The sequence below is a fragment of the Kitasatospora sp. GAS204B genome (assembly GCF_029892155.1).
Taxonomy (GTDB): Bacteria; Actinomycetota; Actinomycetes; order Streptomycetales; family Streptomycetaceae; genus Kitasatospora.
On record NZ_JARZAG010000014.1, the window covers coordinates 82,523 to 99,754 of the forward strand.

Here is a 17,232-nt window from a genome sequence, read left to right on the forward strand (position 1 = left end):
CAGCACCTGCTCCCAGGCGGCCCATGCCCTGCCCGACCCCGCCGAGGCCGACCCCGAGGCCTGGCTGGCCTTCCACATCTTCTACGCCGCCAGTCCCCGTCCCCTGCTGACGCAGTGCGTGCGGCCGCTGACCGAGGCACTGACCGACGAAGGCCTGCTGGCCGGCTACTTCTTCATCAACTACTGGCTCGAAGGCCCGCACCTGCGGCTGCGGCTGCGGCCCGCACGCCCCCAGGCGGCCCCGCAGGTGCGCCTGCGCGCCGAGGAGGCGATCAGCGCCTTCCTCGCCCGGCGCCCCGCCCTCTACGAGGTGAAAGGCGGCTTCCTCGCCGAGCTCTACGACACGCTGTTCGCATTCGAGTACCCCGGTGAACGGCCCGCCCACCTGCTGGACGCGCACGGGCGGATGCGACTGCGGAAGAACAACTCCTTCAGCCTTGAGCCGTACGAGCCGGAGTTCGGCAAATACGGGGGGCCCAGCGGCGTCGCCCTGGCACAGTGGCACTTCCAGCACTCCAGCAACCTGGTCATCGAGGTCGCCCAGGCCATGAACCTGCACCTTCGCACGGTGGTGCTGGGTCTGGCCGGGCAGCTGATGATGACCACGGCAAGCTGCTTCCTGCCCGAGCGCGAGGACCTGCTGGCCTTCCTCGATCGCTACCACGCCTTCTGGAACGGGGCGTTCGAGGGAACCAACTACACGGCTCGCGACGGCTACGACCGCGCCTACCAGGCCACCGACGCCTCGCTGCCCAAGCGCTTCCAGATGATCCGCGAAGCCGTCGCCGCCGACGCCCTGGAGCGGCTGCCGGGCCTGCTGGGCCTCTGGGCACGGCACTGCCTGGAACTGCGCGCGCGGGTTCTGGAGCTCACCGATCGCGGCGAACTACTCTTTCGCTCGCAGGACGGCAAGCGCGACCTGCGGGTCACCGATCCTTCCCAGGCACTGCCCATGCTGCTCTCCCCATACGCGCACATGACCAACAACCGGCTCGGGGTGACCGTAGGGGACGAGGCCTACCTGTCCTACGTGCTGGCCCGCGCCCTGCGCGAGCCAGCACGTAGGGAAGACAGGCCGTGATGGCCACCGCCCTGTCGGGCCTGCGCCCGAGACTGCTTCCCGGCCTTCGGATCAGCCGCCCGCTGCTGCGCGGCACCGCCCCGGTCCACCTGCTCAAGGCTCCCGGCAGCGACAAGCTGCTCGAGATCGGCGTGAAGGAACACTTCGTCATCGCCCGTCTGGACGGCACGCGATCGCTCCAGGAGATCGGGGAGCAGTACGCGCAGCACTACGGGGTACGGCTAGGGCAGACACACTGGCGGCAGTTGCTCCACCTGCTGCACGCCCGGGGCCTGCTCGAACGAGCCAGCCCCCCGGACGCCGGCGCCGGGCGATGCGCCAGTGCACCGCCCGGCGCCGCACCGAGCCTGCTCAGCGGCCGGATCCGACTGGTCGCCGACGCGCCTGCCCTGCTGGAGCGACTGCACCGTGCCACCGGCTTCGCACGCCGCCCCTGGTTCCTGGTGCTCCTGTCAGCGCTGGTGGCAGCGCTGCTCGGCGCCATCGGCGCCGAGCTGGGCCCGCTGCGTGAGCAGAGCGCCCAGCTCCTGCACGAGCCGGTGGCGCTGCTGGCGGTCGGCTCACTGCTGTGGGTGAGCCTGGCCCTGCACGAGCTGGCGCACGGACTGGCCGCCCAGGCCTACGGCGGTCACACCACCGAGATCGGCCTGCGCTGGCGGCTGCCGATCACCTACCTCTACTGCCAGGTGGAGGGCCTCCAGTTCTTCGCACGACGCCGCCAGCAGATCGCCACAGCGGCTGCGGGAGCGTTCATGAATCTCGTCCTACTCCTACCCTGCTACCCCGTGTGGGCGCTGCTGCCCGACCACGCCCAGGCCCGCCCCTTCCTGGCCGCCCTGCTGCTGCTCGGCAGCGCAACCGCCCTGGCCAACCTGGTGCCGCTGCCACCGCTGGACGGCTACAAGATCCTCGGCCACGCGGCCGGCTGCCTCCAACTGGCCACCGACAGCCGCCGTTTCGCCGCCCTGGCGGCCAAAGCGGTGCGCCGGCGCGACAACAGCGCCCTGCACGCCTACCCCGTGCGGCTTCGCCTGCTCTACGGCGGCTACGCACTGGGCTGCGCGGCGCTGGCGGCAGCGGCACTGGCGGCGTGCGGCCTGCTGGCCACCCACCTCCTGCCGGGCCGCTACGCCTTTGCCGCTCTCTGGTCGCCCACGGTGGCGGCCGCGGCCGCACTGGTCCTGCGGGCGGCCGGCCGACGCCTCAGGACCCACCGGCGTCCCTCGACGCCCAGAGCCGAGGAGCCGCCGGCCCCGGCCCCGGCCCCGGCCCCGGCCCACCACAAGCGTGAACACAGCGAAGTGAGGAGAGCGAGTTGAAACCAGTAGCAACCACCACGGATCCCGCCGTGGAGTTCAGGAACGTGAGCAAGCGATACGGGGCGGTGCAGGCACTGGACCAGGTGTCCTTGACTGTCGGCCGGGGCGAGTTCTTCGCGGTCCTGGGTCCCAACGGCGCCGGCAAGACCACCCTGGTCGAGATCGCGGAAGGGCTGCGCCAGCCGGACAGCGGCACCGTCACCGTCCTGGGCCAGCGCTCATGGCCCCGCAACACCGCCCTGCTGCGCCGCCTGGGCGTCCAGAGCCAGGCGTCGTCCTTCTTCACCCGCCTGACCGCCGGCGAGCACCTGGAGACCGTCGCCGCTCTCTACGGCCTGGACCGCGCCGCGGCCCAGCTCGCCCTGGAGCTGGTCGGTCTGTCGCACAAGGCCCGTAGCCGGGTCGACACGCTGTCAGGAGGGCAGCGGCAACGACTCGCCGTGGCCGGAGCGCTCGTCCACGGACCCAGCCTGGTGTTCCTCGACGAACCGACTGCCGCCCTCGACCCCCAGGCCCGGCACGAGCTCTGGGGCCTGCTGCTCACGCTGCGCCGCAAAGGTCTGACGATCATCTGCACCACCCACCACATGGACGAGGCCGAGCTGTTGTGCGATCGGGTGGCCATCCTCGAACACGGCAGGCTGATCGCCATGGACAGCCCCGCCAACCTGATCCGGTCCATGGGTGCACCGACGCAGCTGTTTGTCCCCGCCCGCCTGCTGTCACTCGAGCAGGCCCGCGCTCTGGAAGGCATTGACAAGGCCGACTTCCAGGACGGCGAAGTGATGATCGAGACCAGGCAGATCAGCAAGGTGTTCCTCGCCCTCGCCGCCACGCTCGACCTGGCCCTCGTGCGCACCCGCAACCCGACCCTCGAGGACGCCTACCTGCACCTGACCGCAACGGAGCGCCAACCATGAGTCCCTACACCGCCATGGCCCGGGCCGCCGCCGTGGCCTACTTTCGTGACCGAACCTCGGTCTTCTTCACCTTCGCCTTCCCGCTGCTGTTCCTCGTCGTCTTCGGGCTCCTCTTTCGCGGCCAGTCCGTCAACGGCGCGATGGCCTACATCAACTACACCGCCCCGGGCGTGCTCGCCTGGGGCATCGGCAACGCGACCGTGTTCGGCGTCGCCTTCACCCTGATGCACTGGCGCCGTGACGACCTGCTGCGGCTCATCCGGCGCACCCCCACCCCGCTCATGGCCGTCCTCACCTCCCGCTACGCGGTGGCCCTGCTCACCGGCCTCCTGCAGGCCGCGCTGTTCACCACCGTCGCCCTGCTGCCCGTGTTCGGCCTGCACATCGCCTCCTCCTGGCCCTTGGCGCTGCCGGTCCTGCTCTTCGGGATCACCTCCTTCGCCGCGCTGGGCCTGTTGGTGGGCTGCCTGGCGGACACACCGGAGGCGGTGGCCGCCACCGCTAACTGCGTGATGATCCCGATGGCCTTCCTCTCCGGAGCCTTCTACCCCATCGACCTGATGCCGGGCTGGCTGCGGACCGTTTCCCAGGTGCTGCCGCTGCGCTACTTCGACGAGGGGCTGACCGACGCCTTCGGCGGGCGCCACGGCTCCGCCGGCCCGCTCCTGGCCTGCGCCGCGCTGAGCGTCTTCGCAGTCCTGTTCGCCTTGACGGCCGCCCGGTTCTTCCGCTGGAGCAACCGGCCTTGACTTCCTCCCCTCGTGGACGAGGGGGATTCCCCTCAGCCTCGCGGCCGAGCCGCTGCGCGTGAGCGCGGCGCTGGGACAACTTCCTGCTTCACCGACGACCGCCCGCCCGGAGTGCTCCGTCGAGGTCTGTTGAGTCGGCACGGAGCGCGGTGCCGGTGTTGCCACCGGTCCGTCTCTCCGTGCCACTCGCCGAACCCTGGCGTGCGGCTCTCACCGCACCGGGCTCTCCACGGCTCTGCCGTTCAAACGTGGTTAAGGAGGCTCCAAGGATGGGACATTGTGTTCCCTCGGTAGCGGTAACGGGTGGCCGTCACCGCCTGGAGGTCAAACAGTTCGATCCCGTCCACCGACGGTCTGAGCCACCGGCCGTTGTGGTCGGTGAAGCGTCGACGGACGTCCTTCCACTTCCAGCGGTGCAGCACGATCCACCAGCTGATCACCCAGGGCCAGCAGTCCGCCTTACCCCCATCGCGGGAGTTCATTTCCTCCCCCGGCTGAAGCCAGGGGCATCCACGAAAGGACTCACGTGACCACTACCGCCCCACCCGCCCAGCTAGCGGACTCACTACCCCTGGAAGCGGCCCGGCAATGCCTGGAGCGCCACCTGGCCCGACAAGCCGCCACCGCCGGCACCCGCCCGCCCCGTGTCGCCACCCTGGGGACCACCAACCTGCTCAGCGGCGCCCAGAGCCTCGGCAACCGGCCGCAGACCCGGGCCACCATCCACCTAACCGCGCAAGCCGTCCTGATCGGCCCCTGGGGCGCAGGCCCGCAGGCCGCGGCGGCCTGCGGACTGTGCCTGGCCATGCGCTGGCAGCGGTTGCGCAGCCGCACCGAACGCGAGGCGCTGGAGACCGGTGGCGCCCCCACTGCGGTGAACATCAACTGGCCGCCGCTCAGCGACCACCTCATGGACAGCGTCTGGTCCCTGTACCAGCTCACCGCCGGCGCCGACACCACCCGCCCCACCCAGCACCCCAGCAGCGCGCACGGCACTGGCGACATCCACCTGCCGCGCGTATCGCGCATCGACCTGGAGACCCTCCAGATCGACACGGTGCCGTTACTGGCCGAACCGCTGTGCCCGCACTGCGCCCCGCCCGGCGTGCCCTCACCCCAACCGCCCCTGGTACTGGCCGCCCGCGCCAAACCCGCCCTCGACCGCTACCGGCTGCGCCCGCCCGAATCCTACGAGCTGCCGGTGGCGGCGCTGGCCAACCCCGTCTGTGGTGTGCTCGGCACCGGCACCTGGGCCGACATCACCTCACCGACCACCGCCCCGGTGGCCGGCAGCGTCTTCGTGCGCGGCAGCGCCGGCCTCAACGACGTGACCTGGAGCGGCCAGGCCAACTCCTTCGGCACGAGCCGGGCCCTGGCCTTCCTGGAAGGCTTGGAGCGCTATGCCGGTGTGCACCGCCGCCACCCCACAGGCCTGCTGGTGGACTCCTACGAGAACCTGGCCCCCGGCGCACTGGATCCCCGCGACTGCGGTCTCTATCCGGCCCAGACTTACCGGGACGACCCGATGCTGAGCCCCTTCGACCCCCGAACGCCAATCCCCTGGGTGCAAGGCCACTCGCTGCGCGATGACCGGCCAATCCTGGTCCCGGCCCGCCTGTGCCACTACGGCGCCGGCACCGCGGCCGACAACTTCATCTTCGCCTGCTCCAACGGCTGCGCCACCGGCAGCTGCCTGGAGGAGGCGATCCTCTTCGGCCTGCTCGAACTGATCGAACGTGACGCGTTCCTGCTCGGCTGGTACGGCAACGCCCAGCTCATCGAGATCGATCTCGCGTCATGCGCGAGTCCCGCGGTGCGGTCCATGACCGCACGCGCCGCCCTACAGGGCTACGCCGTCCACGCGTTCGACAATCGGGTGGATCTCCGCGTCCCTGTCGTCACCGCACTGGCGGTACGACGCGACAACGGGCCGGGCACCCTGGCCTTCGCGGCAGGCGCCGGTTTCGACCCCGAAGCCGCCGTCGAGTCGGCGCTGTGCGAGATCCTTACCTACCTGCCCCACCTGCCCCGTCAGGTCAACGAGCGCCCTGACGAACTGGCCGCCATGGCCGAGGACTACACCCTGGTACGCCGCCTGCCCGACCACGCGGCTCTGTTCGGCCTGCCCCAGATGGCTCGGCACGCCGAAAGCTATCTGAACCCGGTCGCTGTGCGCCCGCTCAGCGCTCTCTACAACGGCTGGCAGCAGGCGCGGCCGCGCTCGCACAACCTGCTCGACGACCTGCTGTTCTGCCGCGACGAACTGGTCCAGGCCGGATTCGATGTCATTGCCATCGACCAGAGCACGCCCGAGCAGCGGCAGTTGGGACTGCGCACCGTCTGCACCCTGGTCCCCGGGCTCCTGCCGATCGACTTCGGCTGGTCACGCCAGCGGGCCCTGCACATGCCGCGGCTTCACACTGCGCTTCGGCGCGGCGGGCTGCTCCCGCGAGGTCGAGGTCAGGAACTGCGCTGGGTCCCGCATCCCTTCCCCTGATGGCCGCAACCGCCGAGAGCCCGCGGTTTGGGGCCGGCTGCCTTGCCGTCCGATGACGAGCAGCAAGGCAGCCGGCCCCCAACCAGATCAGGCGCAGCAACTGGTGGTGCTGGTGGTGCTGGAGCACGTGCTGGTGCTGGAGCAGCTGGTGGACGAACCCAGCATGACCTCACTGGCGTCCGAGTAGTCGCTGATCTCGAAGGTCTCCGACTCCAGGTCCAGGATCTCCTGGGCCAGGGAGGCGAGGGGGTGCGCGGGGCTGTCGGGCACGGCCATGGCGTCTCTCCTTTTGCGCTGGGCCAACGAGCAGCCACGGCGGCCGCCCGTCAGGCGGAGCACGGCGCTCGGGAGGCGCCGTGCTCCGCCTGCCCGACCAGTTCTACGGCGCAGCGCTGGCCGTTTACCCTGCTACCCACCTGCGTCTCACCGACACCGCAGGTCGGATGCCCTGCACCCACCGGCCGGCGGCTTGCGCCGCACCTGCCCGCCGTCCTCAGAATCAGGAGTCCCCGATGTCCCCGTCCTTATCCCCGGTATTCGGCGGCCCCCCGCAGGACAGCATCCTGCGCCAGGCCGCCGAGTTCTACCTGGACCTGCACCGCAACCCCGAACTCTCCGGTGCCGAGGAGCGCACCGCGGCCCGGCTGGCCCGCTGGCTGACCGCTGCGGGCTACCGCGTGGAGACAGGAATCGGCGGCCACGGCGTGGCCGGTGTGCTGTCCAACGGCCCCGGTCCGGTGGTGATGCTGCGCGCGGAACTGGACGCGCTTCCCGTCCGGGAGCAGACCGGCCTGCCCTACGCCAGTACCAAGACTGCCACCGCACCTGGCGGTGCCACGGTGGCGGTGATGCACGCCTGCGGGCACGACATCCACCTGGCCTGCGCGGCCGGCGCCGCCAGCGCCCTGGCCCAGAACACCGCGCAGTGGCGAGGAACCGTCCTGGTGGTGGGCCAGCCGGCCGAGGAGACCCTACGGGGAGCGCGGGCCATGCTGGAGGACGGGCTTTACCACCGGTTCGAACCGCCCGCGATCGTCCTCGCCCAGCACACCGCACCGTTGCCCGCCGGAATGGTCGCCCACGCCGAGGGCCCGGTGACTGCCGCGAGCACGACCTTGGAGATCGTGATCCACGGCCGTGGCGGGCACGCCGCAACCCCCCACCTGGCCGTGGACCCGATAGGAGCCGCAGCCGCCACAGCCCTGCGCGTGCAGACGATCGTGTCCCAGGAGACCAGCCCATGGGAGCACGTGACCGTCACGGTCGGATCGCTGGAGGCGGGAAGCGCGGGCCCGGGCAATCTCATCCCCGAGCACGCCACCGTGCGGGTCACTGTGCGCGGCTTCTCCCAGCATGTGCTGGACCGGGCCGTCGCGGCGGTGGAGCGCATCGCCCGCGCGGAATCGCAGGCCTCGGGATGTCCCCGGGAGCCTTCGATCAGGACCCTCTCCCTCTCCGGCGTGAACACTCCCGAGCGGGACATCACCACAGCGGTACGCCGCGCCCACCAGATCGCCTTTGGTACCGAGCGGGTCGCCCTCTGGCCACCCTCCCTGGCCACCGAGGACTTCCCGCTCTTCGGCGAAGCCGGAGCAGACATCCACGGAGTGCCCGGCATCCGGACCGCGTACTGGATGCTCGGCATGGTCGGCCCAGCACAGTGGGCCGCCGCCCCCGGCCGCAGCACGGCTGAGAAACTAGCCGCTCTGCCCCCCAACCACTCCCCCGCCTTCCGCCCCCACATGCGTCTGACCCTTCAGACCGGCATTTCCGCCCTGATTACGGCAGCAACCACCCGACTGTAAACCGGCAACGGCGCCGGCACGTTCCCCAGTGCCGTTATCCGTTACCCCATCCCACTCAATACCATCTGCGCCCGCAGGCACCCCCCACAACACGGCCCCAACTCAGTGCGTCTACATACCTGCCCGTCACCGATCTGGCTGCACAGACCCACAAGTGCCATCTCAGTACACGTCTCGGCATTGTTCCCGAAGCAGGCTTCTCACTTCGGGCGGAGGCTTCTTTCAGGAGCGTTCTCTTCCGAGGCGCCGATCATACCGACCCCTGGAGCCTCAAATGCCCAAGCCGGATCAGCTTATCACAGAAAACAGGGAACTCTTGAAGCAGTACCCGGCGCCAGATGGAGAAATCCTCAGACAAAGCATGGAAAATCTGAAAGGCGACCAGTACGAGCGAACGCAAATTTTAAAGCTTCAACTAGCAAATACATCCCTCCGAACCGCCGTCGAGCAGGGCGTGCCAGTGAACAGTAACCTGCTCTCCAAAGTCGTACAGGCCGCAGATCAACTTTTCAGCAGGCCAATAGAAGGCAAGGCCGACTACCGCGATCTGACCCAGGGGGGCAACAGGATTCCGATCGCGAAAGAATCTTTCTACGGCTTCAGTGAAGTGGAGGCGACCGCAGACTACGTGACAACGAAATTCAACTCTCTGCATGTCGACTTGAAGGCCAGAGTCCCAGGAAGCAAGAGCAGCCGAATAAAGGAATACGACGAAAAATACGAAAAGCTCACAGCCGCAGCAGAGAAGAATCCGAAAAAGACGGCCGAGCGCGGCGGAATCACCCGCCTGCGCACCAAGCTGGCAATCAGGACTGCAGGGGACGATGGAAGCCTTTCTTATGCCTTCTTGACGGCATTGCAAAAGGATCCTTTTCCGGAGATCAAAAAGACTTTAGCCGACCGCTCCGCAGCGTCTCACCGGGTGGAGGAAAGTAAGATCACAGCGGATCTGACAAACTTTAGACGGGAAGACACTACTGCCAGCATCGCCGCCGATAAGGGACCCACGGCGCAGGATGTCGGAGCATGGAGAAATGACAGGAGGGGAAGAGTGGACACGTTCAGCCAACTATCTGAACTGGGGACAGTGGCACAGAAGAAGGATATGCTTGACTATCGAGCCAACCGAAGTCGAGGCGGCATAACGGCTGAAAACGAATTGCGCCTAGCCGAACTGGCCAAACTGGCTGGACAAGCCGCATCGCCGGGCCTCGGTCAGTCGCCGAGGCGAAACGGTATCCCGTCGTATGAACAGCACAACACTCCCCCGCACTCCTCCCATGCGGGACCTTCCCAGAACTGACGCCGAGTATTCCGGTACAGCTCCGGTGGAGCTGGGCGGAAGTCTGCCCGATGACGTAGCGGAGTTTGCCGAGACCGATGATGTCTCGGACTTCCTTGCGGGAGAGGTGGTGCTTGGCCGTTCATTCGGCGACGCGCCGCTCGGCTCCCGCCCATACTCTTTCTGGCGCCGCCCGGGGGCGAAACCACCCGTCGGTGCGAGAGAGCCGGTCAGGGAAAGGTGCTGTCTTTCCCTGACCGGCTGGCCTGCCAGGGTATGCGAGTCCTGGCAGGAATGCGTGCCGCTCTTCTAGGCGCCGCGGAAACTGGTACCCATCGCCGAGCCACGAACACGCTCATGTGATGAGATAGCGGACGCGATTCGTCATGACGACGGACGGTGCTGAGACGACCCGAACGGCGGGGGCTGCTCGTGGCTCGGGCGCACGCGTGCATGTCCGTGGGTTGCTGGACGGCAGTGGGGTCGGCCGCAGCGAGATACGAGGTTCTCACGACGCTGCCTCCCGGACGCCGGTGTGCACTGAACGGGATGAGTTTGCTACTCCCCTGGGGCCACTATGATCTACCCTAATCGCGCAGTTGCGGCAGTCACTGCAGGGATCCTCGGCGTTCCAGCCCTGATCGGTTGGCCGGTGGGCGGCACTCCCACGGTGGGTGAGCTCAGGCTCAGCCCTGTCTCGATGACCGCGGGTGTCGCCGGTACGGCCTCACTGACAGTGAGATCCTCGTCCTGCTTCACCGCGCAGGCTCTTGGGGTCGGCGTCCGCGACGCCTTCGGAGACAATCTCGACTTCCCTGGCGAGGCCCACCAGGTCCAGATCTGCCCAACCGGTCTAACGATCACGACCGGGGCGCGCGCGTTCGCGGCCGGCACGTACACCGAGTTCGGCTTCTACCAGGACCAGTCCGGCCAGTGGCACAACCTGACATCCCTGACGCTGCAGGTCGCCGCCGCGCAGCCACCAGCACCGTCCACCCCGGCCTCGCCCGTGCCGGGGCAGAGCCTGATCTGGTCCGACGAGTTCAACGGCCCCATCGCCTGGGGCACACGGTGGGTGGGCGACAAGACCAGCGCGTACCAGTACGGCAACCACAACCCGAATGACGACAAGCTCGACTGGCTCAGCGACAGCAACGTCAGCGTCTCCAACGGGGCGGCGACCTTCACTGCCCAGCCCAGCGCACACATCCTCGAGAACGGACTGCAGGCCTGGACCACCGGGTTCCTGACGACAGAGGGTTCCCAAGAAGGCTTCCAGGTGAAGACGGGTGACTATGTGGAGACCCGGGTCCAGATGCCTAATGCCCTCGGCGCCTGGCCCGCCCTGTGGACCTGGAAGAACGGCAACAACGAGGTCGACTCCTTCGAATACCACCCCGACAATCCGAGCCTGCTGGAGATGACCAACCACGTCCTGCCCGCCCAGCGCTACCTCTCCGACCCGGCGGATGTGGCGCCGGGCCAGTGGGTGACCATCGGCACCCACTACGGCGCCACCTCAGTTGACTGGTACGTCAACGGTGCGAAGGTCTTCTCGGACGGCCAGGGCGTGGGGGCGAACTGGTCGGCCTACCTCATCCTCAACCTGTCGATCAGCGCCGGGCATTACCACCCGGCGCCGCAGGGCAACAGCCCGATCACGTTCTCCGTCGACTACATCCGGGTCTTCGGCTGAGCAGCGCTCACGGCCGCACGTGGATCGTCACGGTGGCCATGTTGTTCTTCGGATTCGAGTCATCGGGGCTCGTGACTGTGACCCAGCCCACCAGGTCTACCGAGACCCTGAGGCTCTTAGCGATCCGCACGGGCACCAGCGCAGTGGCAGTGTGCAGGCCGAGCCCGGCCGGGTACTGGCAACGCACCATGTGCCCGGCGAAGCCGACCACGCAGGAGGTCGGGAAGAACGGCCCCTCAGCGGTGACGCCCGCCGGCAGGGTGACGGTCACGGTGAACGGCGACGTGGTCCTGTCAGGCCCGGTGTTGGCGACCGTCCCGTGCACCGTGGTGGTGCCGCCAGGCTTGGCGGTCACCACATCAGGGAGCGCTTCGAGATCGGAGTGCGAGCGTGTGGCGGCCCAAGCAGGGCTCGCGACCAACGTCACCGCGGCACAGGCCACCAGCAGGGACTTCCGGATCATTGACCTCGACGCCATCTCTTTTTCCTCTCGGTTCGAGGGAGCCACCTTTTGGGCGGTCCCGGCACCAGCGAAGAGCGCCGGAAGCCACGGTCCTGGCGGGAGAGCGGGTTGAGCAGCTCGAATGGGTGAACGCTCGGCCGGCGCAACCACCGGTGCGCTGCCGCGGGAGCATGCGCGTTCCGGCAGCACGGCGCGGCTCACGACACCGCGTCCGTGCCCGAGGCGGCGGGCTGCTTCGTCCCCGAAGCGCGCAGGTCGCAGATCACCGACCACGCCACCGCCACCATCGGCACAGCCACGACGGCGCCGATCACTCCTGCGACGATCTCGCCGGCAGTGACCGAGAGGGCCACCGCCACGGGATGGACTCGAACCGCCCAGCCCATGACGAAGGGATGCAGGATGTGGCCCTCAACCTGCCCGATGACCACGATGAGCACCAAGATGACCAGAGCAGTGAGAGGACCGCGGGCCGCCAGTGCCACCACCGATGCGATGCCCATCGCGATGGGCGAGCCGACCAGGGGCACCAGCGTGGCGAAGAACTCCAGTAGCGTCAGCGGCAGGGCCAGCGGCACGCGCAGCACGACCAGGGCGATGCCGACCAGGACTGCGTTGCTGGCGGCGACGATCACGATCCCGCGGGTGTAGCCGGCGAACGTACGCCAAGCCGCGTGACCGGCGCGGTCCCATCGTGAGCGGGCGCTGCGGGGCAGTTGCCGCCGCAGCCAGTGCCACATGCTGTCCCCCGAGTGGATGAAGAAGATCGAGCAGAACAGCGCCAGCGCAGCTACCGCGACCACCACCACCAGGTGGCCTGCCCCGTTCAGGGCCGTGCTGATGAGTGCGGAGCGGTGCGTGGACAGGAAGGACCCGATCCTGCCCTGCAGGTTCGTGAGCTTGGCCGACCTGAGGTGGAGCGGAGTTCCCTCCAGCCAATGCTCGACATGGATCAGGCCGTCGTGGAACTGGCTCTTCAGCGTGGCCGATTCGCCCATCACCGCCTCGCCTACCAGGCTCAGGAGGCCCACCAGAAGCAGCAGCGCGCCCAGGACGGTGATCGACACCGCCACCCCGCGAGGCAACACCCGCGCCACGAGTTCAGCCGCGGGGCGCAAGACGGAGGTCACGACGAGGGCCAGAAACAGGGCGATCGCGATGAGCTGCAGGCGTTCCAGGATCACAAGTGCGACATAGCCGCACAGACTGATGACCAGCAGGCGCCACGCGTACCCCGCCGCCAGCGCCAACCCAGGCACGACTGGTAGCGCGTCAGGGTGCCGGCCTGGGCCGAGCACGATTCGTCGGCTCGATGCAGCGAAGTGAGCCCCGCGTACTCGTGGGGGTCGCCGTGGCGCGCGACCACGGCCATCGGGCCGCAGGCCATCATCCACCGGTGAACCTCCAGTACCTAGCACCACGCTGTCCGCCCGGTTGTGGCCGCGGGTTCGCCACCGTTCTCCTCTCGTTTCTGCGCTCACAACACGCGGTGCCGATGGATTCGCGCGGACCACGAATCAGAACTACGGCTGGTGGCTCCGGGGCACCCACGCACGCGAGGGCGCCCCGCTCGCAGCCCCCCGAACCCCTTCCGAACCGCGACCCAGCGCCCACAAGGGCACGGCCCGGAAGGCGTCCGACGACCCTCCAAATGCGTCCAACGCCGGAGGGCTAGCCAGCGGCGAGACCGGCTGACCTTGAGGAGGGCGGTGGCTGCACGACGTGACGCTCCAGATCCCCCAGTTGGCTGCTCCCGGTCGCGCCCGACCGCATCAGGGAACGAGCTCACGGGCCAACCTACGCAGCGCTTTCGGTAGTTGGGCCGTTGCTTCGGCCAGATATTCGGCATGTGCTGGTACACGGGCACGGGCCGTCCGCTGGATGTCCCACAGCTGGGCGAACGGCCCGCAAGCGAGGGGAGGAGCGAGCTATCGCGGGCGAAAGAGCAGAAGCCTGGATCTGAACATGCGGAAAGCGAAGATATCAAGGCCCGTGAGCCGAATCCTGCCCACGGTGAGATCGACCTCGAGGGCTCACAGCACGTGGCCCATGACCGTGAAGGTCCATTCCTGCCCGTGGTGCCAGCCCAGGAAGGTCCGGTTCGCCAGACGACGCCGGGGCAGGAGTGTTGAGCATAGGACCCGGTGACGCGGGCTCCTTCCTTGCGTCTCCTGCCGGGGGGTGTGTGCTCTCGGCGGCCGAAAGGTGCCGGGGGTCAGCCCGCTGGTGTCAGCCCGCCGGCCAACTGGGAGGTTCTGCCGCGCTCCAGGTGTGCGCAGCAGTGTCAGCGTTGCGGTCGGTCCGTGGCGGTCCACCGACTCGCCCAGTTCGATGCGGCCTGTGGCGGCGTGGCCTGCTAGGCCTCGTTCGAACAGGCTGGCCGATACCGCATCACGACCAGCGTCCTCCCCCTTCTTCTCAGACATCGAAGGTGTGGCGTCCCAGGCCCATCTGCCCCGGGACTGCCGGAGGTGCATGGTGCGCCGCCCTCTCGTACGGCACGGTCCGCTCAGAAGGCAGGTCACAAATGTCAGTACTCCACCGCAAGGTCGATGACGAAGACGTCGAGCAGGAGCTGTGTGTACGGCCCCTGTACGCGCAGACCCTGGACTCCACCGTGGTTCCGCGGTATCAGCTCGGCCAGCATCCGATGCCGCCCGACACCGCCTTGGCGGTGATCCGTGACGAACTGCTCCTGGACGGCAACGCTCGCCAGAACCTGGCCACGTTCTGCACCAGTTGGATGGAACCACAGGCCCGTGAGCTGATGGCCGATTGCATCGATCGCAACATGATCGACAAGGATGAGTATCCGCAGACCACTGAACTCGAGCACCGCTGTGTGAACATCCTCGCCCATCTGTGGCATGCGCGACCGGAGGCCACCGGCTGCTCCACGGCTGGTTCCAGTGAGGCAGCCATGCTGGCCGGCCTGGCCCTCAAGTGGCGCTGGCGCCAGCGAATGGGGGCGCACGGCGGTGCGCCGGGCGTTGAGCGGCCCAATCTCGTCACCGGCGGCAATGTCCATGTCTGCTGGCCGAAGTTCTGCCGTTACTGGGACGTCAAGCACCGTGTGATCCCGATGAGCCGCAACCGCACCACTCTGGACCCTGATCTGGTCGCGGAGGCTTGCGATTCCAACACCATCGGTGTCGTCGCCGTCATGGGCTCCACCGAGGACGGCCGCTACGACCCCATCGCGGAGATCGCCGCAAGACTCGACATGCTGCAGGCGGAGACCGGGCTCAACATCCCCATTCACGTGGACGGGGCGTCCGGGGGATTCGTCGCCCCCTTCCTGCAGCCCGACACCCTATGGGACTTCCGCCTTCCGCGGGTGGGGTCGATCAACACATCGGGGCACAAGTACGGCCTGGTGTATCCCAACATCGGATGGATGATCTGGCGCGACAGCCTGCACCTTCCCGATGACCTGGTCTTCCGGGTCAACTACCTGGGCGGGGAGCTCGAGACCTTCACCCTCAACTTCTCCCGTTCCGGGGCACCCATCGCCGCGCAGTACTACAACCTGCTGCGTCTGGGGCACAACGGCTACCGCATGATCCAGCAGAACTGCCAGGACGTCGCGCGGTACCTCGCCCGTGAGATCGACGCCATGAGCGCCTTCGAACTGCTCTCCGACGGGAGCGACCTTCCCGTCGTCGCTTTCACCCTGCGCGAAGACATCACGAACTTCAGCGTCTACGACCTCACCGACAGGCTGCGCGCCAACGGCTGGCAGATCCCCGCGTATCCGCTCCACCTCGGCCGGGAGGAGCTGCCCATCTGCCGCATCGTGGTGCGCCATGGCTTCACGACCGACCTTGCCGAGATGCTCGTCGAACATCTGCGTCTTCACACCTCGACGCTGCTCAAGCACCCGCATCCCTCACCGCCCACAACCACGGAGCAGTCGCCGGCCTTCCACCACTGACCGTCGAGCCAGTGGTGGAAGGCCGCATTCTCCAAGAGCCGCCCGGCCCGAGGGCGCCACATGGACTGGAGGACCTTTGCCTGGATTCGGCACACGCATCAGACCCGTGAAAAACACCACTCGGCCACATCGCTCCGACCGGTACCATGAAATCGTCATCCTCGTCATCCAGACGTTGGCTGCATCGCTGGCGGACGCGAGCGACTGGTCGTCCTGGGCGCGGCGCCACCGCCGGCTGCGAAGCAGCCGTGGGCAAGCAGTTCCCGCCAAGCTGTCCCTGGCCGCCAGCCTGCGCAGCATGCGCCGCATGCGCGGCACGGAGCCCGAGGACGAAACCGAGCCGGGCGGCAGCACAGTGGACGATCCCCCGGGTTGACGGCGGCCGGACCAGTGCGGCGTGGAACGGTGCGCGTATCTCAGCAGAGGTCAGCAGTGCCGCGTGGCTGGCTGCGCCGACCGGACCGAGCGCTCGCGCAGGACAGCACGGACGGTGTCTCCGTAAGCGCGTAACCGCGCGGGCAGTTGCCATGCCAGCTCCTCCAACTCGACTTCGTCGTCGGCCTCCTGCTGACAGGCGATCGCGGTCGGGCCCGACAGGTGATCCTGGGCGCGCACGGCGCGCAGGACATCACGACGCGCGGCATCCAGGAGGCCGTCGGCGCGGGAACAGCCCGTGCGAACCGCCGGAGGCGTGCGCCAAAACGGTCCTCCTGCCTCGTTTCCGGCCTCTCCCGTATCGCCTAGGACCTTTGCCAGGCAGGTGTACGCCTGCCTGGCAAAGCTGCCGCTCAGACGTCGTCGCAGGACAACGCAATGGTCGAGGTGCTCCAGGTGCTGTACGGCCCAGTCTTTGGAAGCCATCGTCGTGACCTGGCCAACGAGACCGGTCTCGAGTTGCCGGATGTGCTCGTCCAGGACGTGGAGCAGTGCGGCGGCGCCATCAAGAGCTGTCGTCTCGCACACCGAAGAACCCGACGGCGGCAAAATCAGCTCAGCCAGCTCACGAGGCTCGGTTATGCGTGCGTCGGCAGCACGGCTGAGCGCCTCCCGCGCCATGGGGAGCGTGGAGCCAAGATACTCGGCCAGGTAGCCAGTAGCACGCGCCACATGATGACGCTCGGTCAGCGCCTCCGCCAGACGACGACTTGTGGAGGCCTCGTCGGTACCGCAGGGCTGAGCGGGGTGCATGGTATTGTCCGGCAGCTCTTGGCCCTCAGGCATTCTCGATTGCGCGTTATCGGCCACGGCTGCCCCTTCCCTCGATCACATTCTATCCAACGAGCCGATTCCGAAAGCGGGCTGGCGATCTTCGGGCCGGTCCGAGGAAGGGCAGCAGCTGCCCACCAGGTAGCGGTGCGCCGGGAGCGCCCCGCACTGGTGGACCAGTGCACCGGCGGCAGGACGGCACGGATCCCCTGGGACCCGCAGGGGCGACGTACGTAGCGGCAACGGTAGGTGACCTGCCGTCAGCCGCGTTAGCATTCCC

At 68.0% G+C, this 17,232-nt stretch carries 14 protein-coding genes; 10 read left to right on the plus strand and 4 right to left on the minus strand.

All coding sequences use genetic code 11. From position 1 onward, the window contains the following. The first annotated feature begins 28 nt into the window (after positions 1-28). The 5 genes from P3T41_RS20365 to P3T41_RS20385 all read left to right on the plus strand — a co-directional run bounded on the left by P3T41_RS20365 (position 29) and on the right by P3T41_RS20385 (position 6,566). Positions 29-1,081 (plus strand): lantibiotic dehydratase C-terminal domain-containing protein, encoded by a 1,053-nt coding sequence (locus P3T41_RS20365; protein ID WP_280691480.1) that lies wholly within the window; start codon positions 29-31, stop codon positions 1,079-1,081. Next, positions 1,081-2,400: a M50 family metallopeptidase gene (locus P3T41_RS20370; RefSeq protein WP_280691391.1), complete on the plus strand. Its 1,320-nt coding sequence runs from the start codon at positions 1,081-1,083 to the stop codon at positions 2,398-2,400. The genes P3T41_RS20365 and P3T41_RS20370 overlap by 1 nt, the downstream gene beginning before the upstream one ends. A gap of 44 nt (positions 2,401-2,444) precedes the next feature. Next, positions 2,445-3,320: an ABC transporter ATP-binding protein gene (locus tag P3T41_RS20375; protein ID WP_348533676.1), complete on the plus strand. Its 876-nt coding sequence runs from the start codon at positions 2,445-2,447 to the stop codon at positions 3,318-3,320. After that, positions 3,317-4,069, plus strand: coding sequence for an ABC transporter permease (locus P3T41_RS20380; protein WP_280691393.1), 753 nt, complete (start codon positions 3,317-3,319; stop codon positions 4,067-4,069). Before P3T41_RS20375 ends, P3T41_RS20380 begins: the two co-directional genes overlap by 4 nt. A 526-nt stretch (positions 4,070-4,595) precedes the next feature. Next, complete coding sequence (locus P3T41_RS20385) at positions 4,596-6,566, plus strand: TOMM precursor leader peptide-binding protein (RefSeq protein ID WP_280691394.1); 1,971 nt, start codon at positions 4,596-4,598, stop codon at positions 6,564-6,566. Positions 6,567-6,653: 87 nt separating this feature from the next. On the opposite strand, the gene P3T41_RS20390 is transcribed toward P3T41_RS20385, so the two are convergent. Beyond that, positions 6,654-6,842 carry a thiazolylpeptide-type bacteriocin gene (locus P3T41_RS20390; protein WP_280691395.1) on the minus strand — a complete coding sequence of 63 codons (189 nt, stop codon included), beginning with the start codon at positions 6,840-6,842 and terminating at the stop codon, positions 6,654-6,656. A gap of 236 nt (positions 6,843-7,078) precedes the next feature. Here P3T41_RS20390 and P3T41_RS20395 point away from each other — a divergent pair, with 236 nt between their 5' ends. From P3T41_RS20395 to P3T41_RS20405, 3 genes are all read left to right on the plus strand, one after another. Continuing rightward, entirely contained in the window at positions 7,079-8,371 is a 1,293-nt protein-coding gene (locus tag P3T41_RS20395; protein WP_280691396.1) for an amidohydrolase, read from the plus strand. A gap of 274 nt (positions 8,372-8,645) precedes the next feature. Then, a complete protein-coding gene (locus P3T41_RS20400; protein ID WP_280691397.1) occupies positions 8,646-9,674 on the plus strand; it encodes a hypothetical protein in 1,029 nt (342 codons plus the stop codon). Between the two features lie 715 nt (positions 9,675-10,389). Beyond that, on the plus strand, positions 10,390-11,349 hold the full coding sequence (locus P3T41_RS20405; RefSeq protein WP_280691398.1) for a family 16 glycosylhydrolase: 960 nt from the start codon (positions 10,390-10,392) through the stop codon (positions 11,347-11,349). A gap of 7 nt (positions 11,350-11,356) precedes the next feature. On the opposite strand, the gene P3T41_RS20410 is transcribed toward P3T41_RS20405, so the two are convergent. Next, positions 11,357-11,857, minus strand: a complete 501-nt coding sequence (locus tag P3T41_RS20410; RefSeq protein ID WP_280691399.1) for a hypothetical protein — start codon at positions 11,855-11,857, stop codon at positions 11,357-11,359. A 152-nt stretch (positions 11,858-12,009) separates the two neighbouring features. Further along, positions 12,010-13,071 carry an AI-2E family transporter gene (locus tag P3T41_RS20415; RefSeq protein ID WP_348533677.1) on the minus strand — a complete coding sequence of 354 codons (1,062 nt, stop codon included), beginning with the start codon at positions 13,069-13,071 and terminating at the stop codon, positions 12,010-12,012. Between the two features lie 1,268 nt (positions 13,072-14,339). Here P3T41_RS20415 and P3T41_RS20420 point away from each other — a divergent pair. Further along, entirely contained in the window at positions 14,340-15,746 is a 1,407-nt protein-coding gene (locus tag P3T41_RS20420) for a glutamate decarboxylase (protein ID WP_280691400.1), read from the plus strand. Positions 15,747-15,852: 106 nt separating this feature from the next. Further along, entirely contained in the window at positions 15,853-16,122 is a 270-nt protein-coding gene (locus P3T41_RS20425; protein WP_280691401.1) for a hypothetical protein, read from the plus strand. Between the two features lie 50 nt (positions 16,123-16,172). Here P3T41_RS20425 and P3T41_RS20430 read toward each other — a convergent pair whose 3' ends face one another. Continuing rightward, positions 16,173-16,991, minus strand: coding sequence for a hypothetical protein (locus P3T41_RS20430; protein ID WP_280691402.1), 819 nt, complete (start codon positions 16,989-16,991; stop codon positions 16,173-16,175). Positions 16,992-17,232 lie beyond the last annotated feature (241 nt).

Coding starts and splice junctions, on each gene's coding strand:
- P3T41_RS20400 (WP_280691397.1), top strand. CDS start 8,646: ATGCCCAAGCCGGATCAGCTTATCACAGAAAACAGGGAACTCTTGAAG.
- P3T41_RS20380 (WP_280691393.1), top strand. CDS start 3,317: ATGAGTCCCTACACCGCCATGGCCCGGGCCGCCGCCGTGGCCTACTTT.
- P3T41_RS20390 (WP_280691395.1), bottom strand. CDS start 6,842: ATGGCCGTGCCCGACAGCCCCGCGCACCCCCTCGCCTCCCTGGCCCAG.
- P3T41_RS20370 (WP_280691391.1), top strand. CDS start 1,081: ATGGCCACCGCCCTGTCGGGCCTGCGCCCGAGACTGCTTCCCGGCCTT.
- P3T41_RS20420 (WP_280691400.1), top strand. CDS start 14,340: ATGTCAGTACTCCACCGCAAGGTCGATGACGAAGACGTCGAGCAGGAG.
- P3T41_RS20395 (WP_280691396.1), top strand. CDS start 7,079: ATGTCCCCGTCCTTATCCCCGGTATTCGGCGGCCCCCCGCAGGACAGC.